Genomic DNA, 20,853 nt, shown 5'->3' on the forward strand with positions numbered 1-20,853 from the left:
GTCCTCCCTTGACTGAATTCGTTTGTTTTCGCTGCCCTTCATGATATGGTTAAAAGGAGTTTATTTCAAATGAAAAAATCATTACAAATTTATCTTGAATATGAAATCAAGCAAAATCTCCATCAACAATACCTGCAGATCATGAGAAAGATCCTGAAGTCCCTGCCGCAGTATGATGCAATGGATATCCGCTGGGAAAAATCAGATGCGGACGCTTATCGATACATTGAGACTTTCACTGTACCGACAGAGGCACACTTTCATGCGCTCAGACGTTTGCGCACGTCCAGGGGTCATTTATTATTTGGGTTACTGGATGACTGCATCAGCGGCGGGTTGAAAGAAATGAAATGCATCGGGCTGAAAAAAAGTTCATAATACATTTATTTATTCCCTATTCACCGTAACATCTAACATCTTTGGAGGTACAAATTGAAAGAACAACCGTTAACATACTTAGAGACCATTAAACGTGAGGATTTTCAAAAAGATTTAATCTCCTGGTTTTCAAGAGAACAGCGCGATCTGCCGTGGAGAAAGGATCGTGATCCATATAAAGTGTGGGTGTCGGAAATCATGCTTCAGCAGACCAGAGTGGATACTGTCATTCCCTACTTTAACCGATTTCTTGAAAAATTTCCTACATTGGATGCGCTTGCCCTTGCAGAAGAAGATGAGGTACTGAAGGCGTGGGAAGGACTCGGGTATTATTCACGGGTCAGGAATTTGCAAACAGCTGTGAAGGAAGTGCATGAACAATATGGAGGGATCGTTCCGGATACACCTAAAGAGATCTCTTCATTGAAAGGAGTCGGTCCTTATACGGCAGGAGCCATCCTCAGCATAGCATATGGCAAGCCGGAGCCTGCAGTGGACGGGAACGTCATGCGGGTGTTTTCAAGAATCCTTTCAATCTGGCTTGATATCGCAAAACCATCATCAAGAAAAGTCTTCGAAGAAGCCGTAAGAGCCCTTATTTCAAAAGAAAATCCCTCTTATTTCAACCAGGCTTTGATGGAACTGGGAGCATTGATATGTACACCGACATCACCTTCTTGCCTGCTGTGTCCGGTACGTGAACATTGCCGTGCGTTCGATGAGGGTGTGCAGGAAGAACTTCCGGTCAAATCAAAAAAGAAAGCCGCACGCAAACTTAATATGGCCGCCGCAGTGATTTTCACTGAAGATGACCGGATTGTCATCCATAAACGACCGGGAACAGGCCTGCTTGCAAACCTTTGGGAATTCCCGAATTTCGAGGTGAGCACTTCAAGGAGCGGCAGGAAACAGCTTGAAGAAAGGCTGGAAGCTGATTATAAAGTGGATGCTTCATTGAAAGCAGGCGTCACGACCAAGATACAGCATGTATTTTCACATATTATATGGGATATTGAAGTATATGCAGGCAGTGTGGAAAGCAGTGCACTAAATGGGACTGAGCTGATAGCCGTAACTGAACAGGAACTTGAAAAATACGCATTCCCGGTTTCTCATCAAAAAATATGGAAAGAAACGCAACTATTGAAAAATTAAACCCATGGCCCGTCCTGCATGCTAAGCGCATCGGGGGACGGGCCGTTTTAATCTTCAGTCGTAAATCGTTTTCGTTCCATGCGTATAGTCTGCTTCGCCGCGGTTCAACCCACCCCTGTTTTCAATCTCTTCAACGATTTCCCGGTGAATGGATTGTCCTTCGGTGTTCAAATAGGGTACTATTTGTTGTAGTGAGTGATGGAAGTAGGCAAGTTCGCTTTTCTTCCATTCACTTTTAGGGAGCATGGACAGCTCCGTCATATCCCGTCCGACATACATACGATCAGACCTCCCTTTCTTTTGTTAACCCTCTTAGTTTTCAATAAATGGAGGCTGATTATGCTTTAAAAAACATTTGCTTCATATGGAAAATGATTTGAAAGGATGATTATAGTGAGTGAAAAAGTAGCATTGGTAACAGGGAGCAGCAGGGGACTCGGCAGAGAAATAGCCATTCAACTGGCACAGCAGGGATACGATATCGTCGTAAACTATGCACGCAGTAAAAAGGGAGCGCTGGAAACAGCAGAAGAAGTGGAGAAATTAGGACAGAAAGCGTTTGTAGTCCGTGCGAATGTCGGAGATGTAGATAAAATCAAAGCGATGTTCGAACAGATCAAAGAAGAGTTCGGGCGTCTCGATGTCCTGGTCAGCAACGCGGCCTCAGGAGTCCTCAGACCTGTAATGGAGCTTGAAGAGTCACATTGGGACTGGACGATGAACATCAACAGCAAGGCTCTATTGTTCTGTGCCCAGGAAGCAGCGAAATTGATGGATAAAGGCGGGAAAATCGTCAGCATCAGCTCATTGGGATCAATCCGTTATCTTGATAATTACACGACGGTGGGTGTCTCGAAAGCAGCGGTCGAAGCACTGACACGTTACCTGGCTGTAGAGCTTGCTCCAAAGAACATCATCGTCAATGCTGTTTCCGGAGGGGCGATTGATACGGATGCACTCAAACATTTCCCTAATCGTGAAGAGCTCCTTGAGGATGCACGTAAAAATACACCTGCCGGACGGATGGTGGAAATCGAGGATCTTGTGAAGTCCGTTCTATTCCTCGTTTCAGATGATTCATCGATGATCAGGGGGCAAACGATCATCGTGGATGGGGGCCGTTCACTGCTTGTTTAAAGGTCGGTCGATGGAATGTTTTTCCGCATATTTTTTGGATAGTCTCCCTCACGCCTGGTTATCTTAATTAGCGTGGAGGTGATTACAATGGCAAAACAACCAAACAAAACTCAATCTGGTACTAGCGTTCAACACGTGAAACAACAAAACGCTCAAGCTGGAGCTGCTCAGCAACAATACGGTACTGAGTTCGCTTCTGAAACAAACGCTCAAGAGGTGCGTCAACAAAACGCTCAATCTCAAGCTAAAAAAGGTCAAAACTCTGGTCAACAACGCTAATCGGCTTTGATCAGACTGCACCCGCTGTCCCAGCGGGTGCTTTTTTGCGTTTTATACATAGATGGGACGGCTTTAGTTGCTGAAGGCCAGTTCTTCCTTGTGTCAAAGCAGTCGACAAAAGAGGTGCGATTATGACAGATGTAGTCAAAGGAATTGGCGGAGCGGGGGAGAATGTTTAGTAGAGCTTGTTTTAGGAGGGATTGGTAGGTTGATGCAGCAAAGGTTTAATCAATTAGTATCCGAACAGTTGGCGACAATGGATAAGCTGTTGTTTCTTCAGGCAGAAATAGAAAGGTTCCAGAAACTTGAAAATGATCTGATCGAATTGCAGGAACTAACAAAGGTACAATCACTGAAAACCGAGATCTTCCAAAAGAAGAGAGAACTCAAAGAAATCCACCGCATCTTCCAGGAACAAACCGACGACGTCATCCGCTCATATCAGGAAGAATATAATGAAGTCACGACATAATTAATTTCAAAAATTTTATTATAATTATGAGGATAAATGGCCGGGGCTGCTCTCCAGCAGTTGATTGGAGTGCAAGACGTAGACTACTGCGGGAAAAGCGTGTTAGGTGAGACCCCGCAGGAGCATCGCGACGAGGAGGCTCACCAACCGCCCGCGGAAAGCGAAGTCTTGCACGGAAATCAACTGCGGTGTACAGAAGGATAATCATTATTGTACTTGTACTCACCAAAACAAAATTGATACAAGTTTCTTGAAACGGGCCATCTTTAAAGGAGAATTTCTTTAAAGACAGCCCTTTTGTTTTAAATTTAACTGGGAAACGTTATAATAATAGAATAGACACGTATATACATGGAATTTGTTAGGAAAGAAGGGGATACAATGGCTGTTCCCACAGAAGGGCGATCTGTACAAATACATAGTTATAAGCACGATGGAAACATTCACCGGATATGGAACGAGACGACAGTACTAAAAGGCACGAATAACATCATCATCGGTGGAAACGACCGGACACTCGTTACGGAATCCGACGGCAGAACATGGATGACGCGTGAACCGGCGATCTGTTATTTTCATTCTGAACTATGGTTTAACATTATTTGTATGATCCGTGAGGACGGGATTTATTATTATTGTAATTTAAGTTCACCATTCGTATACGACCATGAAGCAATCAAGTACATTGATTATGATCTGGATATCAAAGTGTTTCCGGATATGACATATACGTTGCTTGATGAGGATGAATACGAGGCTCATCGAAAATTGTACGGTTACCCGGATGTGATCGATCACATCCTGAAGAGGAATGTAGACAAGCTTGTACGGTGGATACGGCAGAGGAAAGGTCCTTTTGCACCTGACTTTATCGACATCTGGTATGAACGCTATTTGACACATAGGGGGTAACCAACCTGAACAACAGTATAGTTTACGAAGGGCTGACCCGGCAAGGAGCCTCCTTTTCTCTTCCTGCACAGGCAACTGGAGAAAAGGAAAGTAGTGTTCCTTACGGGTCATCCCTTTTTCATTGGGCTTTAATTCAGAGAACGAAACACAGGCATATATCCAGAAAGGAGCATTGACTTGGATAGTATCAAACGTTACCTGCAATTTGTTAAGCCATACCGCTGGCAGATCATAGGTACACTTATCATAGGTATCATAAAGTTCGCTATTCCACTCTTGATCCCGATCCTCATTAAATACGTCATTGATGATATCGTAGGCAATGGATCCTTAACGACTCAGGAAAAAACAAGTACTCTACTGACGGTCATGGGCGTTATGCTTGGCCTGTTCCTTATCGTCAGGCCGCCGGTCGAGTACTACAGGCAATATTTTGCGCAATGGACAGGAAATAAAATTCTTTTTGATTTAAGGGATACACTGTTCTCGCACATTCAGAAATTGAGCTTCAAATATTATTCCAATACGCGTGCGGGCGAAGTGATATCAAGAGTGATCAATGATGTCGAGCAGACAAAGAATTTTGTCATTACGGGATTGATGAATCTTTGGCTGGATGCAGCGACCATCATTATTGCACTTGCCATCATGTTCACTATGGACGTGACATTGACCCTGGTTTCATTGATTGCCTTTCCTTTTTACGCATTTTCAGTGCGTTATTTCTTCGGAAGGCTGCGCGGACTGACTAGGGAGCGCTCCCAGGCCCTTGCAGAGGTGCAAAGTCATTTGCATGAACGGGTACAGGGGATGTCCGTTATCAAGAGCTTTGCAGTGGAGGATTACGAACAGAAGCAATTCGAAGGACAGAACAGCAATTTCCTGTCAAAAGCGTTAAAACAGACAAGCTGGAATGCTAAAGCCTTTGCGGTAGTGAATACCATTACGGATATTTCTCCGCTGATCATCATCGGATACGCTGGTCTGCAGGTAATCGAAGGTGATTTGACCATTGGGACAATGGCTGCCTTCATTGCTTACATCGATCGGTTATATAATCCGCTGAGAAGGCTGGTGAATTCATCGACGACTTTGACACAATCAATTGCATCCATGGACAGGGTATTTGAATTCATGGATGAAAAGTATGATGTGGACGATGAGCCTGGAGCGATTCCTTGCCGGAATGTAGAAGGGAATATTCAGTTCAGGAATGTATCTTTCCAATATGACCCGGAGGAGGAAGAGGTGCTGAGGAACCTCAACCTGGATATCCACTCAGGGGAAACCGTAGCACTTGTCGGGATGAGTGGAGGGGGGAAATCCTCCCTTGTCAGTTTGATCCCGCGCTTCTACGATGTGACCAAAGGGGAAATCCGGCTGGACGGTACTGATATCAAAAGGTTTGAGGTCAGGTCACTCAGGGATAAGATCGGTATGGTCCTTCAGGATAATATCCTTTTCAGTGAATCTGTGAAAATGAATATTAAGTTTGGGAACCCGGAAGCAAGTGATGATGATGTCATCAAGGCGGCAAAGGCGGCTAATGCACATGATTTCATCATGAAACTGCCTCAGGGGTATGAGACACGAGTGGGGGAAAGGGGAGTGAAGCTTTCCGGCGGGCAGAAGCAGAGAGTCGCCATCGCAAGGGTTTTCTTGAAAAATCCTCCGATCCTTATCCTTGATGAAGCGACATCTGCCCTCGATCTTGAGAGTGAGCACCTGATCCAGGAAGCCTTGGAAGAACTGGCTAAAGATCGCACCACGTTCATTGTGGCGCATCGTTTATCCACCATCACCCATGCCGACAGGATCATCCATATGGAATATGGAGAAATCGCCGAGATGGGATCTCATCAGGAACTGATGGAAAGACAGGGACATTATTATAAGCTGTTCCAGGTTCAACAATTAGATCAATGATCGAAGGCCCGTCCTTCACTGTGGAATATACAGTGAAGGGCGGGCTTTTTGTGTTGGGAAAAAAGTCACGATTCTTACTATGGAAATGCCAATTATCTCCTATAAATGAACCGCCATCTTCTTTACTCTGCTAAAAACTATGGGAGGAATGAATCGGGTTTTTGGACATATATTGAAATGGATTAGGAAACTTAGACGAATAAATCAGGATAGAAGAAAATTCTGAAAATAGATTGCAACATTTGTAACATCTTGTATAATAAGAAACATATAAAAATTTAGAAAAGTATCACAATTGAGAAAAGAGAGAATTGTTTCAAGGGGAGGATTTGAATGAATCAAGCACGTCCTTTACTAACTGTAGAAGATCTAAGGACCTCCTTTTTTACCGATGACGGAGAAGTTCCTGCAGTCGATGGCGTTAGTTTTCATGTAAATGAAGGTGAAATCCTGGGGGTGGTCGGAGAAAGCGGATGCGGTAAAAGTGTCACATCCCTTTCAATCATGGGACTCGTACCCAGTCCGCCGGGGAAAATTACAGGCGGCAAGATCCTTTACGGGGATGAAGATCTGACAAAAGCATCTGAAAAACGGATGAGGGATATCCGGGGGAATGACATCGCGATGATCTTCCAGGAACCGATGACATCTCTGAACCCTGTTTTTACAATAGGAGATCAATTGACTGAAGCAATACGCATACATACTAAAGCGACAAAGAAAGCGGCGAGGGAAAAGGCAATCGAAATCATGAAAATGGTCGGTCTCCCGCGTGCCGATGAACTGATCAAGGAATATCCGCATCAGTTATCCGGCGGAATGAGGCAAAGGGTAATGATCGCCATGGCGATGATCTGCGATCCAAAAGTGCTGATCGCCGATGAGCCTACCACTGCCCTTGATGTGACCATACAGGCACAGATCCTTAAGCTGATGAAGAGGCTGAACAAGGAATTGAATACGGCAGTGCTGCTGATCACCCATGACCTGGGAGTAGTGGCAGAGACGTGTGAAAGAATCGTCGTCATGTACTCAGGCAAAGTGGTTGAAGAAGGAACGGTGGAAGAAATCTTCAAAAATCCACAGCATCCTTATACAAAGGGGCTCATCCAGTCCGTACCCGATATGCGGGTGAAACAGCAGCGGCTCCATTCGATCCAGGGGAATGTTCCGAAGCCAGGTTCGATCAAGCGGGGATGCCGATTTGCTGCGCGCTGCGACTATGCATTCGACCGCTGTCTTGTAGAGACGCCGGAACTATATGAAACGACACCAGGACATTGCACAAGGTGCTTCCTGTTCGATGAAACAGAGGAGGGAGTTTATGACGGAACCATTGCTAAAGGTTGAGAATCTTAAAAAACATTTCCCGATAACAGGCGGGATTCTTGGACGGCCTGTCAGCTCCGTCAAAGCAGTAGACGGTGTGTCTTTTACCGTAAACAAAGGGGAGACGCTCGGGATCGTCGGTGAAAGCGGATGCGGTAAGTCCACCACCGGCAGGATGCTGATGAGACTGATCGACCCGTCCGAGGGCAAGGTCACTTTCGAAGACAGGGAACTTACGACTCTATCAAACTCCGAGATGAGAAAGATCAGAAGGGAAATTCAAATGGTCTTTCAGGACCCGTATGCTTCCTTGAATCCGAGACATACGGTTGAAAAGATTTTGGAAGAGCCTCTTAAAGTGCACGGAATCGGATCTGCCAAGGAAAGAAAAGAAAGAGTGCATGAGCTCTTGAATATCGTCGGACTGAGCAGTTATCACGCAAAACGTTATCCGCACCAATTCAGCGGCGGGCAGAGACAGCGGATCGGGATTGCCCGTGCGCTCATGACGAAGCCCAAGCTGATCATTGCGGATGAACCTGTCTCTGCATTAGACGTTTCGATCCAGTCCCAGGTTTTAAATCTGATGCAGGATTTGCAAAAAGAGTTTGAACTCACCTATATCTTCATTGCGCATGATCTGGGTGTGGTCAGGCATATAAGTGATAGAGTGGGAGTCATGTATTTAGGAAAAATGGTAGAGCTCAGTGATAGTGAGAACTTATATGAAAAGCCTCTGCATCCTTACACCCAGGCTCTTCTCTCGGCGGTCCCGATACCAGATCCGGACTTCAAGAGGGAAACACAGCTTTTGCAGGGGGATATCCCGAGTCCTTCCAATCCGCCTAGCGGATGCACCTTCCATACCCGCTGCCCTTTCGCAACGGAAGTATGTAAAGAGAAGGTGCCGGAATTCAAGGAACACCAACCAGGGCATTATGTAGCTTGCCATCTTTATTAGGCGGCAAGCCACATAAGTATATAAACATTATTCAGGAGGGGATTTCATTGAAGAAAAAAGGCTGGTCAGTTTTATTGCTGCTTATTCTGGTCCTATCATCCGTACTATACGGATGCGGAGGTTCTGAAGATTCTTCAGGAGAAGGCAGCGACAGTAAAGATAGCGGAGATCCGAAAGTATTGATCTTCGGACGCGGGGGAGACTCAGTAGCTCTTGACCCGGGTACTGTAACAGACGGAGAGTCATTCAAAGTAACGAAGAATATTTTTGAAACGTTAGTGAAATTCGGTGAGCAGGATACTGAACCAAATCCTGGTCTTGCAGAAGAATGGAAGGTATCTGACGATGGGTTGACTTATACATTCACACTTCGTGAAGGGGTCAAGTTCCAGGACGGAACCGACTTTAATGCAGATGCAGTAGTGAAGAACTTTGAGCGCTGGATGAATGGGAACGCTGATACATTCCCATATTACAGCTCAATGTTCGGAGGGTTCAAAGATGATGAAGGACATGTAATCAAAGAAGTGAAGGCTGTAGACGATAAGACGGTTGAATTCGTTCTCAAGCGTCCTCAGGCTCCATTCTTAAAGAATATCGCTATGAGTCCATTCGCTATCGTCAGTCCTAAAGCGATTGATGAATTGGGTGACAAACTTGGCGAAGCGCCGACAGACGCAGGTACAGGCCCATTCAAATTTGTTGAGTGGAAACGAAACGACAAGATCGTCCTTGAAAAGAATGAAGACTACTGGAACAAAGATCTTCCTAAGCTAGATCAAGTGGTATTCAAATCAATTCCCGAAAACTCGGCTCGTCTGAATGCATTGATTTCAGGTGAGATCGACCTTGCAGATGGTGTGAATCCAAGTGATGCCTCTCAGGTAGAAGGCAATGACCAATTACAGCTATTCGAACGTCCATCAATGAATGTTGGATACTTAGGTCTGACATCCACCCGTGAGCCATTTGATGATCCTAAAGTACGTCAGGCAATCAACTACGCGATCAACAAGCAGGAGATCGTTGATGCCTTCTTCGAAGGAAAAGCGGATGTTGCGAAAAACCCTATGCCTCCGGTAATCGCAGGCTACAATGATGACATTGAAGGTTATGAATACAACCCTGAAAAAGCAAAAGAACTCCTTGCTGAAGCGGGATTGAAAGATGGGTTTGAAATGGACCTGTGGGCAATGCCGGTACCTCGTCCATATATGCCGGATGGACAGAAAGTAGCAGAAGCAATCCAAGCCGACTTGGCTGAAGTTGGAGTTAAAGCCAACATCGTGTCTTATGAGTGGGCAACATACCTTGATAAAGCAAGCAAAGGTGAAGCGGATGCATTCTTACTAGGCTGGACTGGTGACAATGGAGATGCTGATAACTTCCTTTATGTATTACTTGATAAAGACAATATCGGAAGCAACAACTACTCTTACTACAGCAACGATGAACTTCATAAAATCCTGATCGATGCTCAGACAGAAGTCGACCAGGCAAAACGTGAAGAGCTTTATAAAAAGGCCCAGGAAATCATTCACGAAGATGCTCCGTGGGTACCTCTTGCTCACTCAACGCCATTACTTGCAGGAAGTGCAGCAATCAAAAACTTCAAGCCGCATCCGACTGGTTCCGACTGGTTAGGCGCAGTTGATATCGAACAATAATCAGTATCGGAGGACGGGGGAGATATCATCTCCCCCGTTTATACATAGTACGGCAGAGCCCGGCAAGATTAAATGAACGAACTTCACAGTATTATAGAATCTCCATTCAGAGAGGTGAACAAGATGTTTCAATACACCATACGAAGACTGCTTCAATTGATTCCCGTTTTACTCGGGATGACCCTGATAGTATTTTTAATCATCCGTGCGATACCGGGGGATCCAGCGCAGGTCATCCTAGGGCAGCAGGCCACAAAGGAAGCGGTAGAAGCACTGAGGCTGCAGCTTGGACTCGATAATCCATGGTATGTACAGTATTTCAACTACCTCGGGGGGCTGCTGACAGGCGACCTTGGGGAATCACTCAGAACCAAGGTGGAAGTTTCCTCGGAAATCTGGCCGTATCTGGCTGCGACTTTCGAACTTGCCCTTGTGGCGATCATCATTGCTGTAGTGATCGGGGTGAATGCAGGGATCATCAGTGCATGGTTCCAGAATTCATGGTTTGACTATACGGCTATGATCCTGGCCCTGATTGGAGTATCCCTGCCTATTTTCTGGCTTGGTTTGATGGAGCAGTGGATATTCGGAATTCAGCTGGACTGGCTTCCGACAACCGGCAGGGAAAACATACGGAACCCTATTGACTCGATTACGAACCTTTATCTGATTGACACCCTCATCCAGGGTGATTTCAAGCAGATGGGAGAAGTAATCAAGCATCTCATCCTTCCGGGAGTCGCATTGGCCACCATTCCAATGGCGATCATCGCGCGGATGACACGTTCAAGCATGCTTGAAGTCATGCGTTCTGATTATATCCGTACAGCACGTGCAAAAGGATTGAAAATGTTCTGGGTTGTGTACAAGCACTCGCTGAAGAATGCCATCATCCCGGTGTTGACTGTCATTGGACTGCAGATGGGACTGCTGCTTGGCGGTGCCATACTGACTGAGACCATATTCGGATGGCCGGGCATCGGACGCTATATTTATGAAGCGATCGGATACCGTGATTATCCGGTGATCCAATCCGGCATTCTCGTGGTCGCCACCATCTTCGTAACAATCAACTTAATCGTAGATTTATTGTATGCGGCCGTAGATCCGCGTATCAAATACAACTAACATCGACAGAAGAAAGAGGTGAACTCTCATGTCAGAAATAGCAGAACCGCAAAAAGAGATGAACCCTTCTCTCCAGGAGGCAACGGTGTCTCCTTGGAAAGAGGCATGGAAGAGCTTTGTAAAAAATAAAATTGCCCTGGCAGGGTTTTGTATCGTACTGTTTTTCGTCATACTCGCCATCGCAGCCCCTGCCATTGCCCCGCAGGGAATCAATGAACAGGATTTATCCAAAAGGCTGCAGGCCCCTTCTTCAGAGAACTGGCTGGGAACGGACGACTTCGGACGGGATATCCTGTCAAGGATCATCCATGGGGCGAGAATTTCATTAACGGTCGGTTTCTTCGCGGTTATTGGATCTGCGGTAGTCGGAAGTCTGCTCGGGATCGTCGCAGGTTATTACGGAAGATGGGTGGATACGATCATCTCCCGGATCTTCGATATCATGCTTGCGTTCCCAAGCATCCTGCTTGCCATCGCAGTAGTTGCAGCTCTTGGGCCTTCTCTTCGAAATGCGCTTATCGCCATCGCGATTATCAATATCCCTAACTTTGGGCGATTGATCCGTTCAAGGGTGCTGAGTGTAAAACAGGAAGAATACGTGATGGCTGCCAAAGCCATCGGTATGAAGGACAGCCGTATCCTTTTCAGCCATGTGCTGCCTAACAGTATGGCTCCGATCATTGTCCAGGGTACGCTGGCAATCGCCACTGCCATCATTGAAGCTGCCGCTCTTGGCTTCCTTGGTCTCGGTGCGCAGGCACCGACTCCGGAATGGGGCAAAATGCTTGCGGATGCCCGCATGTTCATGCTCCAGGCTCCGTGGACCATGATTTTCCCGGGCCTGGCCATTATGCTGACGGTGCTCGGTTTCAACCTGATGGGAGACGGGCTGCGTGACGCACTCGATCCGAAGATGAAGAACTAATAAAAAAGATCGTCCGCTCCCGGTGGGGATGGACGATCTTTTTTTATTCTTCTTCTTCACGGATTTCCACTTCGTTTTCATCCGTATGATAAGACTGAAAGCTTGTGATCAGCTTTTCGAGATGCTCAAGATGCTCATCATAAAGAAATATGGCCGAGAAGATATGAAGCATATGGAAGTTCTGGACATTTTCATTTTCACTGTTGTTCTGAATTTCTGTGAGCATCCTTTTCAGCAGCTCTTTTCGGTGCAGACATACATCCTGATAGGCTTCAGAATCTGTATGGGGATGCATCTTGCCGATGAATTTCAGCAGCAGCTGTTCATGATAAGTCAGGAGGCAGTCGAGCTGTCCTTTGATGCTGTTCTTAAGTTCCTCGGGCAATTGCAGGATTTCATTTTCATAGCGGTTTATCCGCTTCAGGATATCGAAGCTTCTGTTCGCCGTCGAGATCATCTGCCTGTATATAACGAGCTTACGGCTTTTAGAGATCGTGTTCTTCTTGAAATAATCCCTTTCTTCCTTATAAAGAAGATATAGCTGGTCGACCTTGATCAATTTTTCTTTCATCCGTTCAAGGTCTTTTTTGAGCAAATGGAATTCAGTCGCATGCCTCATGCTCAATCTGATCCATTTCAAAATCTCTTCACTTGAATCCGCAATTCTGTGATACAGCTTAGTTTCGTATTTAGGCGGGATGAACACCAGATTCACGAGGAACGAGGAGAAAACCCCGATCATGATCGTTGAAAAACGTATAAGTGCAAACTGGATGAATGCCTGATCGGTGACTTCCATGATGGCAATCATCGTCACCAAGGCTAGACCGATCGTTTTTTCCAGTTTAAGTTTAAGTATGATGGCAATGGCTACAATAGCAGCGAATCCGACTACAAGCGGATTGCTTCCGAATAAAAGAACGAATATGACGGCTATTCCGGCTCCAATCAGGTTTGCCTGGATTTGTTCGATAATAGTTAAATAAGAGCGGTATATGGTCGGCTGAACAGCAAATATTGCTGCAATCCCTGCGAATACTGGAGATGGAATGCCTAACATCTGTGAAACAAGCAATGCAATGACGATCGCGATTCCCGTTTTAAGGATGCGGGCACCAAGTTTCATGCAAACAGGTCCTTTCTTGAGTGACTTTTGATAAACAATACTGTACTATACAGGCATTTTCAAGCAATAGCAATAGGCAATTGAAAATAGTTTTATACAATTTCATTACCTTATTCGACAGGGTTTAAACGGGATGATTAGTGTGTGAGGAATGGTAGGGTTTACATAGTAAGTTTCTATGGAAGGAAAATAATTAAGATGTGAAAATAGACGCAGACCGTTCCTTTCCGCTGCAGACATTTGCTTTCCGAGGGAAGTAAGGAGGAGGGGGGATTGCGGGATTTGGGGATATTATTGGTAAGTGACGGAATTATTCGTAAAACTCGAAGATTAATGATCGGATTTCGAAGATTTCTGCCCGAAAACGAAAGAATGAGTCGGGTTTTTAAAGATTACCGGACAGAATTAAAAGATTATCCAAAAACTATCGAACTCGCAGCACCGAAACCAAGTTGATCCTCCCCAACATTCCGTCTGCGGGTTAGAAAAACGGAGGCGGTTTGCCCTGTCGCGACAAGTATAAGCTTAATGGCCGGGAAGGCATCCTTTGCCTTCTTAAGCTTATGACCTCGAGGGGCTATAGCCGCCGGAGCTGGCCATGTCCCACCACTTCCTCTATCACCCGCAGGAGTCAAATTCCGCTACAATCCATTCTCATTATTAAAAGGCAGCAGTAATATATTTAATAAATCTCAATTAATATACTAAAAATCCCCCGCTCCAAATATGGAGGGGGGACCTTTTAATAGTATACTATAGTTGTGAGAATGCTTTGTCGACTGCTTCTAATGTTACTTTTATATCTTCTTCGGTGTGCTCTGTTGTGAGGAACCAGGCTTCGTATTTGGATGGGGCGAGGTTGATGCCCTGGTTCAGCATGAGCTTGAAGAATTTGGCGAACATTTCTCCGTCTGTGGCTTCGGCCTGCTCGTAGTTTTCAACTTTTTCATTTGTGAAATAAAGAGTGAGTGCACCTTTCAGTCGGTTGACTGAAATCGGTGTATTATGTTTTTCAGCTGCGGCAAGTATACCTTCTTCTAGCTTCGCGCCAAGTGCATCGAGCTTCTCATAAACGCCATCTTGTTTAAGGACCTCAAGGCAGGCGATCCCTGATAGGATGGAAGCAGGATTTCCTGCCATCGTACCAGCCTGGTATGCAGGTCCCAGCGGTGCTACCTGTTCCATGATTTCGAGCTTGCCGCCGTAAGCACCGATCGGCAGGCCTCCTCCGATGATTTTTCCAAGCGCCGTAAGATCAGGCTGGACCTTAAGCATATCCTGGGCGCCGCCGTACATAAAACGGAATGCAGTGATGACTTCATCATAAATGACGAGACTGCCGGCGTCGTGTGCGATTTCGTTAACCTGTTCGAGGAAGCCTTCTTTCGGTTCGACAATGCCGAAATTCCCGACGATCGGCTCAACGAGTACCCCCGCTATTTGATCTCCCCATTTTTCCATGGCTTCCCTGAACGGCTCAATATCATTGAAAGGGACCGTAATGACTTCCTGTGCGATGCTCTTAGGCACCCCCGCAGAATCTGGAGTCCCAAGCGTTGAAGGGCCTGAACCCGCTGCAACCAGCACCAGGTCGGAATGACCGTGATAGCAGCCGGCGAATTTGATGATTTTATCTTTTCCCGTATACGCGCGGGCCACACGGATGGTCGTCATCACAGCCTCTGTACCTGAGTTGACGAAACGCACCTTATCCATATAAGGCATCGCTTCTTTGATCATCTTCGCAAACTTCACTTCGTGGCGAGTAGGCGTCCCGTAGAGCACCCCATTTTCTGCAGCTGTCTTGATTGCTTCAGTAATATGTGGGTGCGCATGCCCTGTGATAATGGGCCCGTATGCGGCAAGATAATCGATGTATTTATTTCCGTCCACGTCCCAGAAATTAGCGCCTTTTCCTCTTTCCATGGCAACAGGGGAGCCTCCGCCCACTGCCTTATAAGAGCGGGATGGGCTGTTCACCCCTCCTACGATATGCTGGAGCGCTTCTTTATGTAATGCTTCTGATTGAGTAAAATTCATTGGATTACCTCCTGGATTATTCCTGTCAACTTATCTTTTCTATTGTAGTATGGGCGGAAGCTTTTTAGCAAATTGGATTTGGAGTCCGGAAAGAAGAAGCCGGAATGAATTCAATGTCAAAAGCGTACATATACAGAGACAAGCTTTGAAAGTGGGAATCTTGATGATCTATTTGATAGCTTTCATGATTCTGATCTGTATGATCATGAGTTTAAGAGCGTTATTCTATCCTTCCAGGTGGAAGGTCCACTATGTATCCTTTCATCATTTTTTCTTTCTGGGCATGTGCTATGTGACCATTATGCTCGGGTTTGGACTCCTGTTTACCCTGCTGGAACTGGAAGGGGTGCAAATCCTTGTGGAAAATGGACGGCCTGTTTCAGGGGACTTCTTTGATCACTTCTTTACGACAATGTACTTCAGCGGAATTACCTTATTTTCAGTAGGTTACGGGGATGTGACCCCTGTCGGCATCGGCAGGGGTATCGCACTAATTGAATCATGGCTCGGATTTACGATTCCGGCTGCGTTCGTTGTAAAATCATTTATGAATTATGAAAAGTGATTCCTTATGATTTGAGTTTTTCCCTCCCATTGGGTACGCTAACGTTAGAATCAAGAATAATGGAGGGATCAGGAAATGACGGTTGAAACAGGACAGAAAGCACCCCAATTTGAATTGACGGCAAGTAATGGTGAAAAAGTGAAGCTCTCTGATTACAGGGGTAAAAATGTAGTGCTTTATTTTTACCCAAAGGATATGACCCCGGGGTGTACCACGGAAGCGTGTGACTTCAGGGATCAGCATGAAAATTTTGATAAACTCGATGCGGTGATACTCGGCGTAAGTCCGGACCCGGTTGAGAAGCATGAAAAGTTCGTTGAGAAACATGGTCTGCCATTTTTATTGCTGGTGGATGAAGATCATAAAACAGCTGAGGAATACGGCGTTTGGAAGCTGAAGAAAAACTTCGGTAAAGAATATATGGGGATCGAGCGTTCCACTTTCATTATCGATAAAAAAGGAAACCTGGCAAAAGAATGGAGAAAAGTCAGGGTGAAGGGGCATGTCGAGGAAGCGCTTAAATATATAGAAGAAAATCTTTCATAAGCCTAATTTTAAGCCTATTTTATAAAGGATGAGGCTTTTGTCCATTCACTTGAATGAAAGGGACATATAGTAAGATTAGGGCAACCTCCTCAAATAAGTCAGTCTCATCCGTGTAAGGACCGATTATGATCGGTCCTCTTTTTTTATTGTAAGAAAGGCCAGCTCCAGCGCCTGGCCATTCGAGGTGTTTCTGTACAACCAATGACATCTATCTTCAATGCTTGTCGGGGCTTAACAAAGCGTCTGCGCTTTTCTTTTATTGAAGATTGCGAATTATGATAAACTATTTTACAACAGGGATGGGAGGTTAAAGGATGAAAGTGACAGTTATGTTTCAGCCGAAGGAAGAGTTCGTAAACGATTTGCGGAAGCACTTCCCTGATGTTGAATTTACTTTTTTTAAAAAGATCGGCGAAGCTGAAGAAGCACTGCCGGACGCGGAGATCATCGTCACGATGGGGGAGGATTTGACCGACCGGCATATAGAACGGGCACGGAGGCTGAAGTGGATCATGGTGACTTCTGCGGGACTGGAGAAAATGCCTTTTGAAGCAATCAGGAAAAAAGGCATCATGCTAACAAACGCAAGGGGTATACATAAGGTACCGATGGCTGAATTTACATTAGGATTGATGCTTCAGCATGCCAAACAGCTGGGGTCTGTACTCAAGCAAGAGGAAGAGGGAATATGGAGCAGACGGCTTCCTGCATCCGAACTGAACGGGGCCTCTCTGCTTGTTTTGGGGGCAGGCGCAATCGGCAGTGAAATCGCCAGACTGGCAAAAGCCTTCAACATGAAGACAGCCGGGGTGAATTCAACCGGTAAAATGGTGGAACACTTTGATCAGATGTTTACACTCAGGACTTATAAAGAATTTCTTCCGCACGCAGACTATCTGGTAGCGGTACTTCCGAGCACGGACGATACAAAGTATATTCTTAAATCGGAGCATTTTGATGAGATGAGGGATACAGCGGTGTTCATCAATATCGGCAGGGGTGACCTGGTTGAAGAATCCGTGCTGCTCGATGCAGTGAAAACAAAGAAAATCGGCCACATCTTCCTTGATGTATTCGAGCAGGAGCCGCTGCCTGCAGATCATCCATTCTGGGAGGAAGAAGGCATTTCGGTGACACCGCATCTATCGAGCATCACAAAGATGTATATGCCGAGAGCATTCGATATTTTTAAAAGGAATCTAAAAGCTTATAGTAATAAGAGTGATGAACTGCTGAATGTGATTGATACAGAGAGGGGTTATTAAGATGAAAATATATACGAAATCAGGCGATAAGGGAACAACTTCACTTGTATACGGTTCGCGTGTATCAAAGAAAGACCAGCGTGTAGAGGCATATGGAACTTGTGATGAAGCGAATTCAATGATCGGGCTCGGGTTAAGCTATTTAAAAGCAGAGTACTTTGATGGGAAAGAAAAGTTTGAAGGCTTCTTCCACAAAATCCAGACGGCCCTCTTTCATGTGGGAGCTGAACTTGCTACACCATCAGGGAAAGAAGTGAAGTGGAAGCTTGAGGAGTCAGATATAAAGGAGCTTGAAGAACAAATTGATTTTCTTGATGGAACACTTACGCCGTTGAAAAACTTCATACTGCCCGGCGGTCATCCTGCAGGAGCGGCACTGCACACAGCCCGCACCATTGTAAGAAGAGCAGAACGCGAAGCCGTCGGAATAGGGGAAGGTGTGAATCCGTTAGTGCTGTCATACTTGAACCGACTTTCCGATTTCTTATTCGTGGCAGCCAGATACATTAATCAACAGCTAGGGGAAGAGGAAAAGAATTTACATCAGTAAAAGGTGAAAGATTGACAAAAGGCTGTCCTGATTAGTACACTATTTATAAAGATTATAAAATAATAATTCTTATGAAAAGAGGTGCATGGCGATGTTAGAAGAAGGACAATTAAAAGAAGCAATTGCAACATTGAAGGAAACCGGAGTCCGTATCACGCCTCAACGTCATGCGATTTTAGAGTTTCTAATCGATTCAATGGCTCATCCGACAGCTGATGACATATATAAGGCACTCGAAGGGAAATTCCCGAATATGAGTGTGGCCACAGTATATAACAACCTGCGGGTCTTCAGGGAAGTGGGTCTGGTGAAAGAACTGACATACGGAGATGCTTCAAGCCGCTTCGACTTTGTCACAACAGATCACTATCATGTCATCTGTGATGGATGCGGTAAGATCGTAGACTTCCACTACCCGGGATTGGATGAAGTAGAGCAGCTTGCTTCTCATGTGACAGGTTTTAAAGTCAACAATCACCGTATGGAAATCTACGGTACCTGTACGGAATGCTCTACAAAAGAAACTCACTAAAGAGAATGGTTCTCATGAGAACCATTCTTTTATTTTATCTACTTTAGCGGGCAAAACAAAAAGACCTCCATTCGGCAGGTCCTTGTTTTAGGTGTTATTTCTTTTTATTATAATCTTCGTTAAATTCTTCGCCTTCTAAATTAGGGTCCAAAGTGAGCGGTTCATTGCAGTACATGCACATGTCCACCCGGCCGAGCACTTTTGTGACCTTGCCGCAATTCGGGCATTGGACCTGGACGGCCTTTGTCGATAACATCCCGATCCAAAAATAAACCACTGTACTGCCGATAATTGCAAGGAAACCGAGCATCATGAAAATGGTCATGACCCATGGATGCTGTTTGAAATAAATACCTACATACATAATGATAAATCCGATGAAAATCAAGCTTAATGCAAATGTCCGGATTTTATTGATCTTACTGGAATAATTCTTTGCCATGATTGTCCCTCCTAGAAAAATACTATACCATATTTGATGGAGTGAGTGGTCAGGAAAACCATTTGTCGAAAAATGACTATATTAAGAGAAGGAAATCCTGTTTCGATGTCGAAATAGTTACCAACCAAAGATTGATGTGGAGGAGTTTTTAATGGAAGACATTTTGCGCCCGATATACCAGGAACGTACCAGCCACCCAAACACATTGGGTGTCTTATTAATAGAACAAAGCAAGAAATCCAGTCCTGTAACTGATACATTCGATATCGTTTTATTTCTCATTGTAAAAGAATCAGAGGTGCCTGTATTCGTTAAACACTACACTTACATGGAACATAAGGCCGCCTTGCATACCGTTACAGAGGAAAAGTTAAAAGAATGGATCCTTCTCGGGTCAAACAGGAAAGTAATCGATTGGCTGTTTAACGGGAAGATTCTTTTTGACCGGAATGAATATGTACAAAACCTCAAAACTGAATTGAGGGATTTCCCTTTTTACGGAAGAAAAATAAAAATGGGTATGGAATTCGCCAAGTTGATCCGCAGATATATGGATGGAAAAGTGTTTTTTGAATCAAAGCACTATCTGGACGCCTATAATCATATCGTCCATTCCCTTCACCATCTCGCCAGGCTTGCCGTAATCGAAAACGGATTTCACCCGGAAGTGACGGTATGGAATCAAGTGAAGCAGATCGAACCGGAAATATATAAGTTGTATGAAGAACTTGTCACCAGTGAAGAAGAAATCGATAAGAGGCTTGAGCTGCTATTCCTGGCCAGTGAGTTTCTGATCCACTCGAGAACCAAGGTGGCAGCGGAGCATTTGATTAATATTCTTGAACAGAAAGAACAATGGAGCTTTCAGGAATTGCTTAACCATGAAGAAGCGGGCCATTATTCAGTTGACCTGGGTATGCTGATCGAATATTTAACAGATAAAGGCTTCGTTGAAATAGTAGATGTAGAAACAAAAGGCAAAGGTGTTTACCACCGTTATTACCGGGCTCCAAAAAAATTATAGCGAAATATCATTTTCTTATTGACTCCAATAAAGAACCTTGATATATTAGTACATGTCGCTGCTGAACGACAAACGAGTCCGGTCAGTGGCGACATGAAAAAATAAAAAAGTTGTTGACATCAGGTTGATAACTTGATAAGATTAAAAAGTCGCTTCAAACGAAGCAGGCAAAAAATTGAACCTTGAAAACTGAACAAAACAAGACAATTACGTCAACGTTAATTCTAGATTTACCGCAACGATTGAATCGTTGCAAAAAGAGCTATTCAAACTTTTATCGGAGAGTTTGATCCTGGCTCAGGACGAACGCTGGCGGCGTGCCTAATACATGCAAGTCGAGCGGATTGATGGGAGCTTGCTCCCTGAGATCAGCGGCGGACGGGTGAGTAACACGTGGGTAACCTGCCTGTAAGACTGGGATAACTCCGGGAAACCGGGGCTAATACCGGATAACTCAGTTCCTCGCATGAGGAACTGTTGAAAGGTGGCTTTCA

Annotated in this window: 22 protein-coding genes, 1 rRNA gene and 1 pseudogene; 20 read left to right on the forward strand and 4 right to left on the reverse strand. The window is 45.0% G+C overall.

All coding sequences use genetic code 11. The annotated features are described in order from the left end of the window. Positions 1-69: 69 nt before the first annotated feature. A complete protein-coding gene (locus BHE18_RS19960; RefSeq protein ID WP_071620249.1) occupies positions 70-378 on the forward strand; it encodes a hypothetical protein in 309 nt (102 codons plus the stop codon). Positions 379-432: 54 nt separating this feature from the next. After that, the gene (mutY, locus tag BHE18_RS19965; protein WP_083573904.1) at positions 433-1,533 is read left to right on the forward strand and encodes an A/G-specific adenine glycosylase; all 1,101 of its coding nucleotides are present in this window, start codon (positions 433-435) and stop codon (positions 1,531-1,533) included. Between the two features lie 54 nt (positions 1,534-1,587). Here mutY and BHE18_RS19970 read toward each other — a convergent pair whose 3' ends face one another. Continuing rightward, positions 1,588-1,812 (reverse strand): hypothetical protein, encoded by a 225-nt coding sequence (locus BHE18_RS19970; RefSeq protein WP_032086305.1) that lies wholly within the window; start codon positions 1,810-1,812, stop codon positions 1,588-1,590. A 114-nt stretch (positions 1,813-1,926) separates the two neighbouring features. Here BHE18_RS19970 and fabL point away from each other — a divergent pair, with 114 nt between their 5' ends. The 11 genes and pseudogenes from fabL (at position 1,927) to BHE18_RS20025 (ending at position 12,269) form a co-directional block, all read left to right on the forward strand. After that, positions 1,927-2,670 (forward strand): enoyl-[acyl-carrier-protein] reductase FabL, encoded by a 744-nt coding sequence (gene fabL, locus BHE18_RS19975; protein ID WP_071620250.1) that lies wholly within the window; start codon positions 1,927-1,929, stop codon positions 2,668-2,670. 87 nt (positions 2,671-2,757) lie between these two features. Beyond that, complete coding sequence (locus tag BHE18_RS19980) at positions 2,758-2,949, forward strand: gamma-type small acid-soluble spore protein (RefSeq protein ID WP_032086307.1); 192 nt, start codon at positions 2,758-2,760, stop codon at positions 2,947-2,949. 211 nt (positions 2,950-3,160) lie between these two features. Then, positions 3,161-3,421, forward strand: a complete 261-nt coding sequence (locus BHE18_RS19985; RefSeq protein ID WP_071620289.1) for a YgaB family protein — start codon at positions 3,161-3,163, stop codon at positions 3,419-3,421. Between the two features lie 60 nt (positions 3,422-3,481). Further along, positions 3,482-3,675: pseudogene (locus BHE18_RS23890) on the forward strand (hypothetical protein). Between the two features lie 127 nt (positions 3,676-3,802). Continuing rightward, on the forward strand, positions 3,803-4,333 hold the full coding sequence (gene ntdP / locus BHE18_RS19995; protein WP_032086309.1) for a nucleoside tri-diphosphate phosphatase: 531 nt from the start codon (positions 3,803-3,805) through the stop codon (positions 4,331-4,333). A 177-nt stretch (positions 4,334-4,510) separates the two neighbouring features. Then, on the forward strand, positions 4,511-6,259 hold the full coding sequence (locus BHE18_RS20000; protein ID WP_071620251.1) for an ABC transporter ATP-binding protein: 1,749 nt from the start codon (positions 4,511-4,513) through the stop codon (positions 6,257-6,259). 333 nt (positions 6,260-6,592) lie between these two features. After that, complete coding sequence (locus BHE18_RS20005) at positions 6,593-7,609, forward strand: ABC transporter ATP-binding protein (RefSeq protein ID WP_071620252.1); 1,017 nt, start codon at positions 6,593-6,595, stop codon at positions 7,607-7,609. Beyond that, positions 7,584-8,549, forward strand: coding sequence for an ABC transporter ATP-binding protein (locus tag BHE18_RS20010; protein WP_071620253.1), 966 nt, complete (start codon positions 7,584-7,586; stop codon positions 8,547-8,549). Before BHE18_RS20005 ends, BHE18_RS20010 begins: the two co-directional genes overlap by 26 nt. Before the next feature lie 47 nt (positions 8,550-8,596). Then, on the forward strand, positions 8,597-10,216 hold the full coding sequence (locus BHE18_RS20015; RefSeq protein ID WP_071620254.1) for an ABC transporter substrate-binding protein: 1,620 nt from the start codon (positions 8,597-8,599) through the stop codon (positions 10,214-10,216). Positions 10,217-10,339: 123 nt separating this feature from the next. After that, the gene (locus BHE18_RS20020; protein WP_071620255.1) at positions 10,340-11,344 is read left to right on the forward strand and encodes an ABC transporter permease; all 1,005 of its coding nucleotides are present in this window, start codon (positions 10,340-10,342) and stop codon (positions 11,342-11,344) included. A 58-nt stretch (positions 11,345-11,402) separates the two neighbouring features. Further along, on the forward strand, positions 11,403-12,269 hold the full coding sequence (locus tag BHE18_RS20025; RefSeq protein WP_440480403.1) for an ABC transporter permease: 867 nt from the start codon (positions 11,403-11,405) through the stop codon (positions 12,267-12,269). A gap of 43 nt (positions 12,270-12,312) precedes the next feature. Here the strand turns inward: BHE18_RS20025 and BHE18_RS20030 are convergent, their stop codons facing one another. Then, positions 12,313-13,395, reverse strand: coding sequence for an FUSC family protein (locus BHE18_RS20030; protein ID WP_071620257.1), 1,083 nt, complete (start codon positions 13,393-13,395; stop codon positions 12,313-12,315). Positions 13,396-14,148: 753 nt separating this feature from the next. Beyond that, a complete protein-coding gene (locus BHE18_RS20040; protein WP_071620259.1) occupies positions 14,149-15,435 on the reverse strand; it encodes a glutamate-1-semialdehyde 2,1-aminomutase in 1,287 nt (428 codons plus the stop codon). Positions 15,436-15,598: 163 nt separating this feature from the next. Here BHE18_RS20040 and BHE18_RS20045 point away from each other — a divergent pair, with 163 nt between their 5' ends. From BHE18_RS20045 to perR, 5 genes are all read left to right on the forward strand, one after another. Beyond that, on the forward strand, positions 15,599-16,000 hold the full coding sequence (locus tag BHE18_RS20045) for an ion channel (protein WP_071620290.1): 402 nt from the start codon (positions 15,599-15,601) through the stop codon (positions 15,998-16,000). 75 nt (positions 16,001-16,075) lie between these two features. Continuing rightward, the gene (gene bcp, locus BHE18_RS20050; protein ID WP_071620260.1) at positions 16,076-16,546 is read left to right on the forward strand and encodes a thioredoxin-dependent thiol peroxidase; all 471 of its coding nucleotides are present in this window, start codon (positions 16,076-16,078) and stop codon (positions 16,544-16,546) included. A gap of 314 nt (positions 16,547-16,860) precedes the next feature. Beyond that, on the forward strand, positions 16,861-17,811 hold the full coding sequence (locus tag BHE18_RS20060) for a D-2-hydroxyacid dehydrogenase (RefSeq protein ID WP_071620262.1): 951 nt from the start codon (positions 16,861-16,863) through the stop codon (positions 17,809-17,811). A 1-nt stretch (position 17,812) separates the two neighbouring features. Further along, on the forward strand, positions 17,813-18,361 hold the full coding sequence (locus tag BHE18_RS20065; protein ID WP_071620263.1) for a cob(I)yrinic acid a,c-diamide adenosyltransferase: 549 nt from the start codon (positions 17,813-17,815) through the stop codon (positions 18,359-18,361). 91 nt (positions 18,362-18,452) lie between these two features. Beyond that, a complete protein-coding gene (gene perR, locus BHE18_RS20070; RefSeq protein WP_098151171.1) occupies positions 18,453-18,893 on the forward strand; it encodes a peroxide-responsive transcriptional repressor PerR in 441 nt (146 codons plus the stop codon). 94 nt (positions 18,894-18,987) lie between these two features. On the opposite strand, the gene BHE18_RS20075 is transcribed toward perR, so the two are convergent. Beyond that, positions 18,988-19,335, reverse strand: coding sequence for a YgzB family protein (locus BHE18_RS20075; protein WP_071620264.1), 348 nt, complete (start codon positions 19,333-19,335; stop codon positions 18,988-18,990). A 151-nt stretch (positions 19,336-19,486) separates the two neighbouring features. Here BHE18_RS20075 and BHE18_RS20080 point away from each other — a divergent pair, with 151 nt between their 5' ends. Continuing rightward, positions 19,487-20,359: a nucleotidyltransferase-like protein gene (locus tag BHE18_RS20080; RefSeq protein ID WP_071620265.1), complete on the forward strand. Its 873-nt coding sequence runs from the start codon at positions 19,487-19,489 to the stop codon at positions 20,357-20,359. A 274-nt stretch (positions 20,360-20,633) separates the two neighbouring features. Further along, a 16S ribosomal RNA gene (locus BHE18_RS23465) occupies positions 20,634-20,853 on the forward strand; the annotation flags it as partial.

Origin of the sequence: Rossellomorea aquimaris (genome assembly GCF_001877785.1) — a bacterium.
Lineage (GTDB): Bacteria > Bacillota > Bacilli > Bacillales > Bacillaceae_B > Rossellomorea > Rossellomorea aquimaris_A.

Coding starts and splice junctions, on each gene's coding strand:
- BHE18_RS20075 (WP_071620264.1), bottom strand. CDS start 19,335: ATGGCAAAGAATTATTCCAGTAAGATCAATAAAATCCGGACATTTGCA.
- BHE18_RS20005 (WP_071620252.1), top strand. CDS start 6,593: ATGAATCAAGCACGTCCTTTACTAACTGTAGAAGATCTAAGGACCTCC.
- BHE18_RS20045 (WP_071620290.1), top strand. CDS start 15,599: ATGATCTATTTGATAGCTTTCATGATTCTGATCTGTATGATCATGAGT.
- BHE18_RS20080 (WP_071620265.1), top strand. CDS start 19,487: ATGGAAGACATTTTGCGCCCGATATACCAGGAACGTACCAGCCACCCA.
- perR (WP_098151171.1), top strand. CDS start 18,453: ATGTTAGAAGAAGGACAATTAAAAGAAGCAATTGCAACATTGAAGGAA.
- BHE18_RS19980 (WP_032086307.1), top strand. CDS start 2,758: ATGGCAAAACAACCAAACAAAACTCAATCTGGTACTAGCGTTCAACAC.
- BHE18_RS20020 (WP_071620255.1), top strand. CDS start 10,340: ATGTTTCAATACACCATACGAAGACTGCTTCAATTGATTCCCGTTTTA.
- BHE18_RS20040 (WP_071620259.1), bottom strand. CDS start 15,435: ATGAATTTTACTCAATCAGAAGCATTACATAAAGAAGCGCTCCAGCAT.
- bcp (WP_071620260.1), top strand. CDS start 16,076: ATGACGGTTGAAACAGGACAGAAAGCACCCCAATTTGAATTGACGGCA.
- BHE18_RS20030 (WP_071620257.1), bottom strand. CDS start 13,395: ATGAAACTTGGTGCCCGCATCCTTAAAACGGGAATCGCGATCGTCATT.
- BHE18_RS20025 (WP_440480403.1), top strand. CDS start 11,403: ATGAACCCTTCTCTCCAGGAGGCAACGGTGTCTCCTTGGAAAGAGGCA.
- BHE18_RS20065 (WP_071620263.1), top strand. CDS start 17,813: ATGAAAATATATACGAAATCAGGCGATAAGGGAACAACTTCACTTGTA.
- BHE18_RS19985 (WP_071620289.1), top strand. CDS start 3,161: ATGCAGCAAAGGTTTAATCAATTAGTATCCGAACAGTTGGCGACAATG.
- BHE18_RS19960 (WP_071620249.1), top strand. CDS start 70: ATGAAAAAATCATTACAAATTTATCTTGAATATGAAATCAAGCAAAAT.
- BHE18_RS20010 (WP_071620253.1), top strand. CDS start 7,584: ATGACGGAACCATTGCTAAAGGTTGAGAATCTTAAAAAACATTTCCCG.
- BHE18_RS20060 (WP_071620262.1), top strand. CDS start 16,861: ATGAAAGTGACAGTTATGTTTCAGCCGAAGGAAGAGTTCGTAAACGAT.
- BHE18_RS19970 (WP_032086305.1), bottom strand. CDS start 1,812: ATGTATGTCGGACGGGATATGACGGAGCTGTCCATGCTCCCTAAAAGT.
- ntdP (WP_032086309.1), top strand. CDS start 3,803: ATGGCTGTTCCCACAGAAGGGCGATCTGTACAAATACATAGTTATAAG.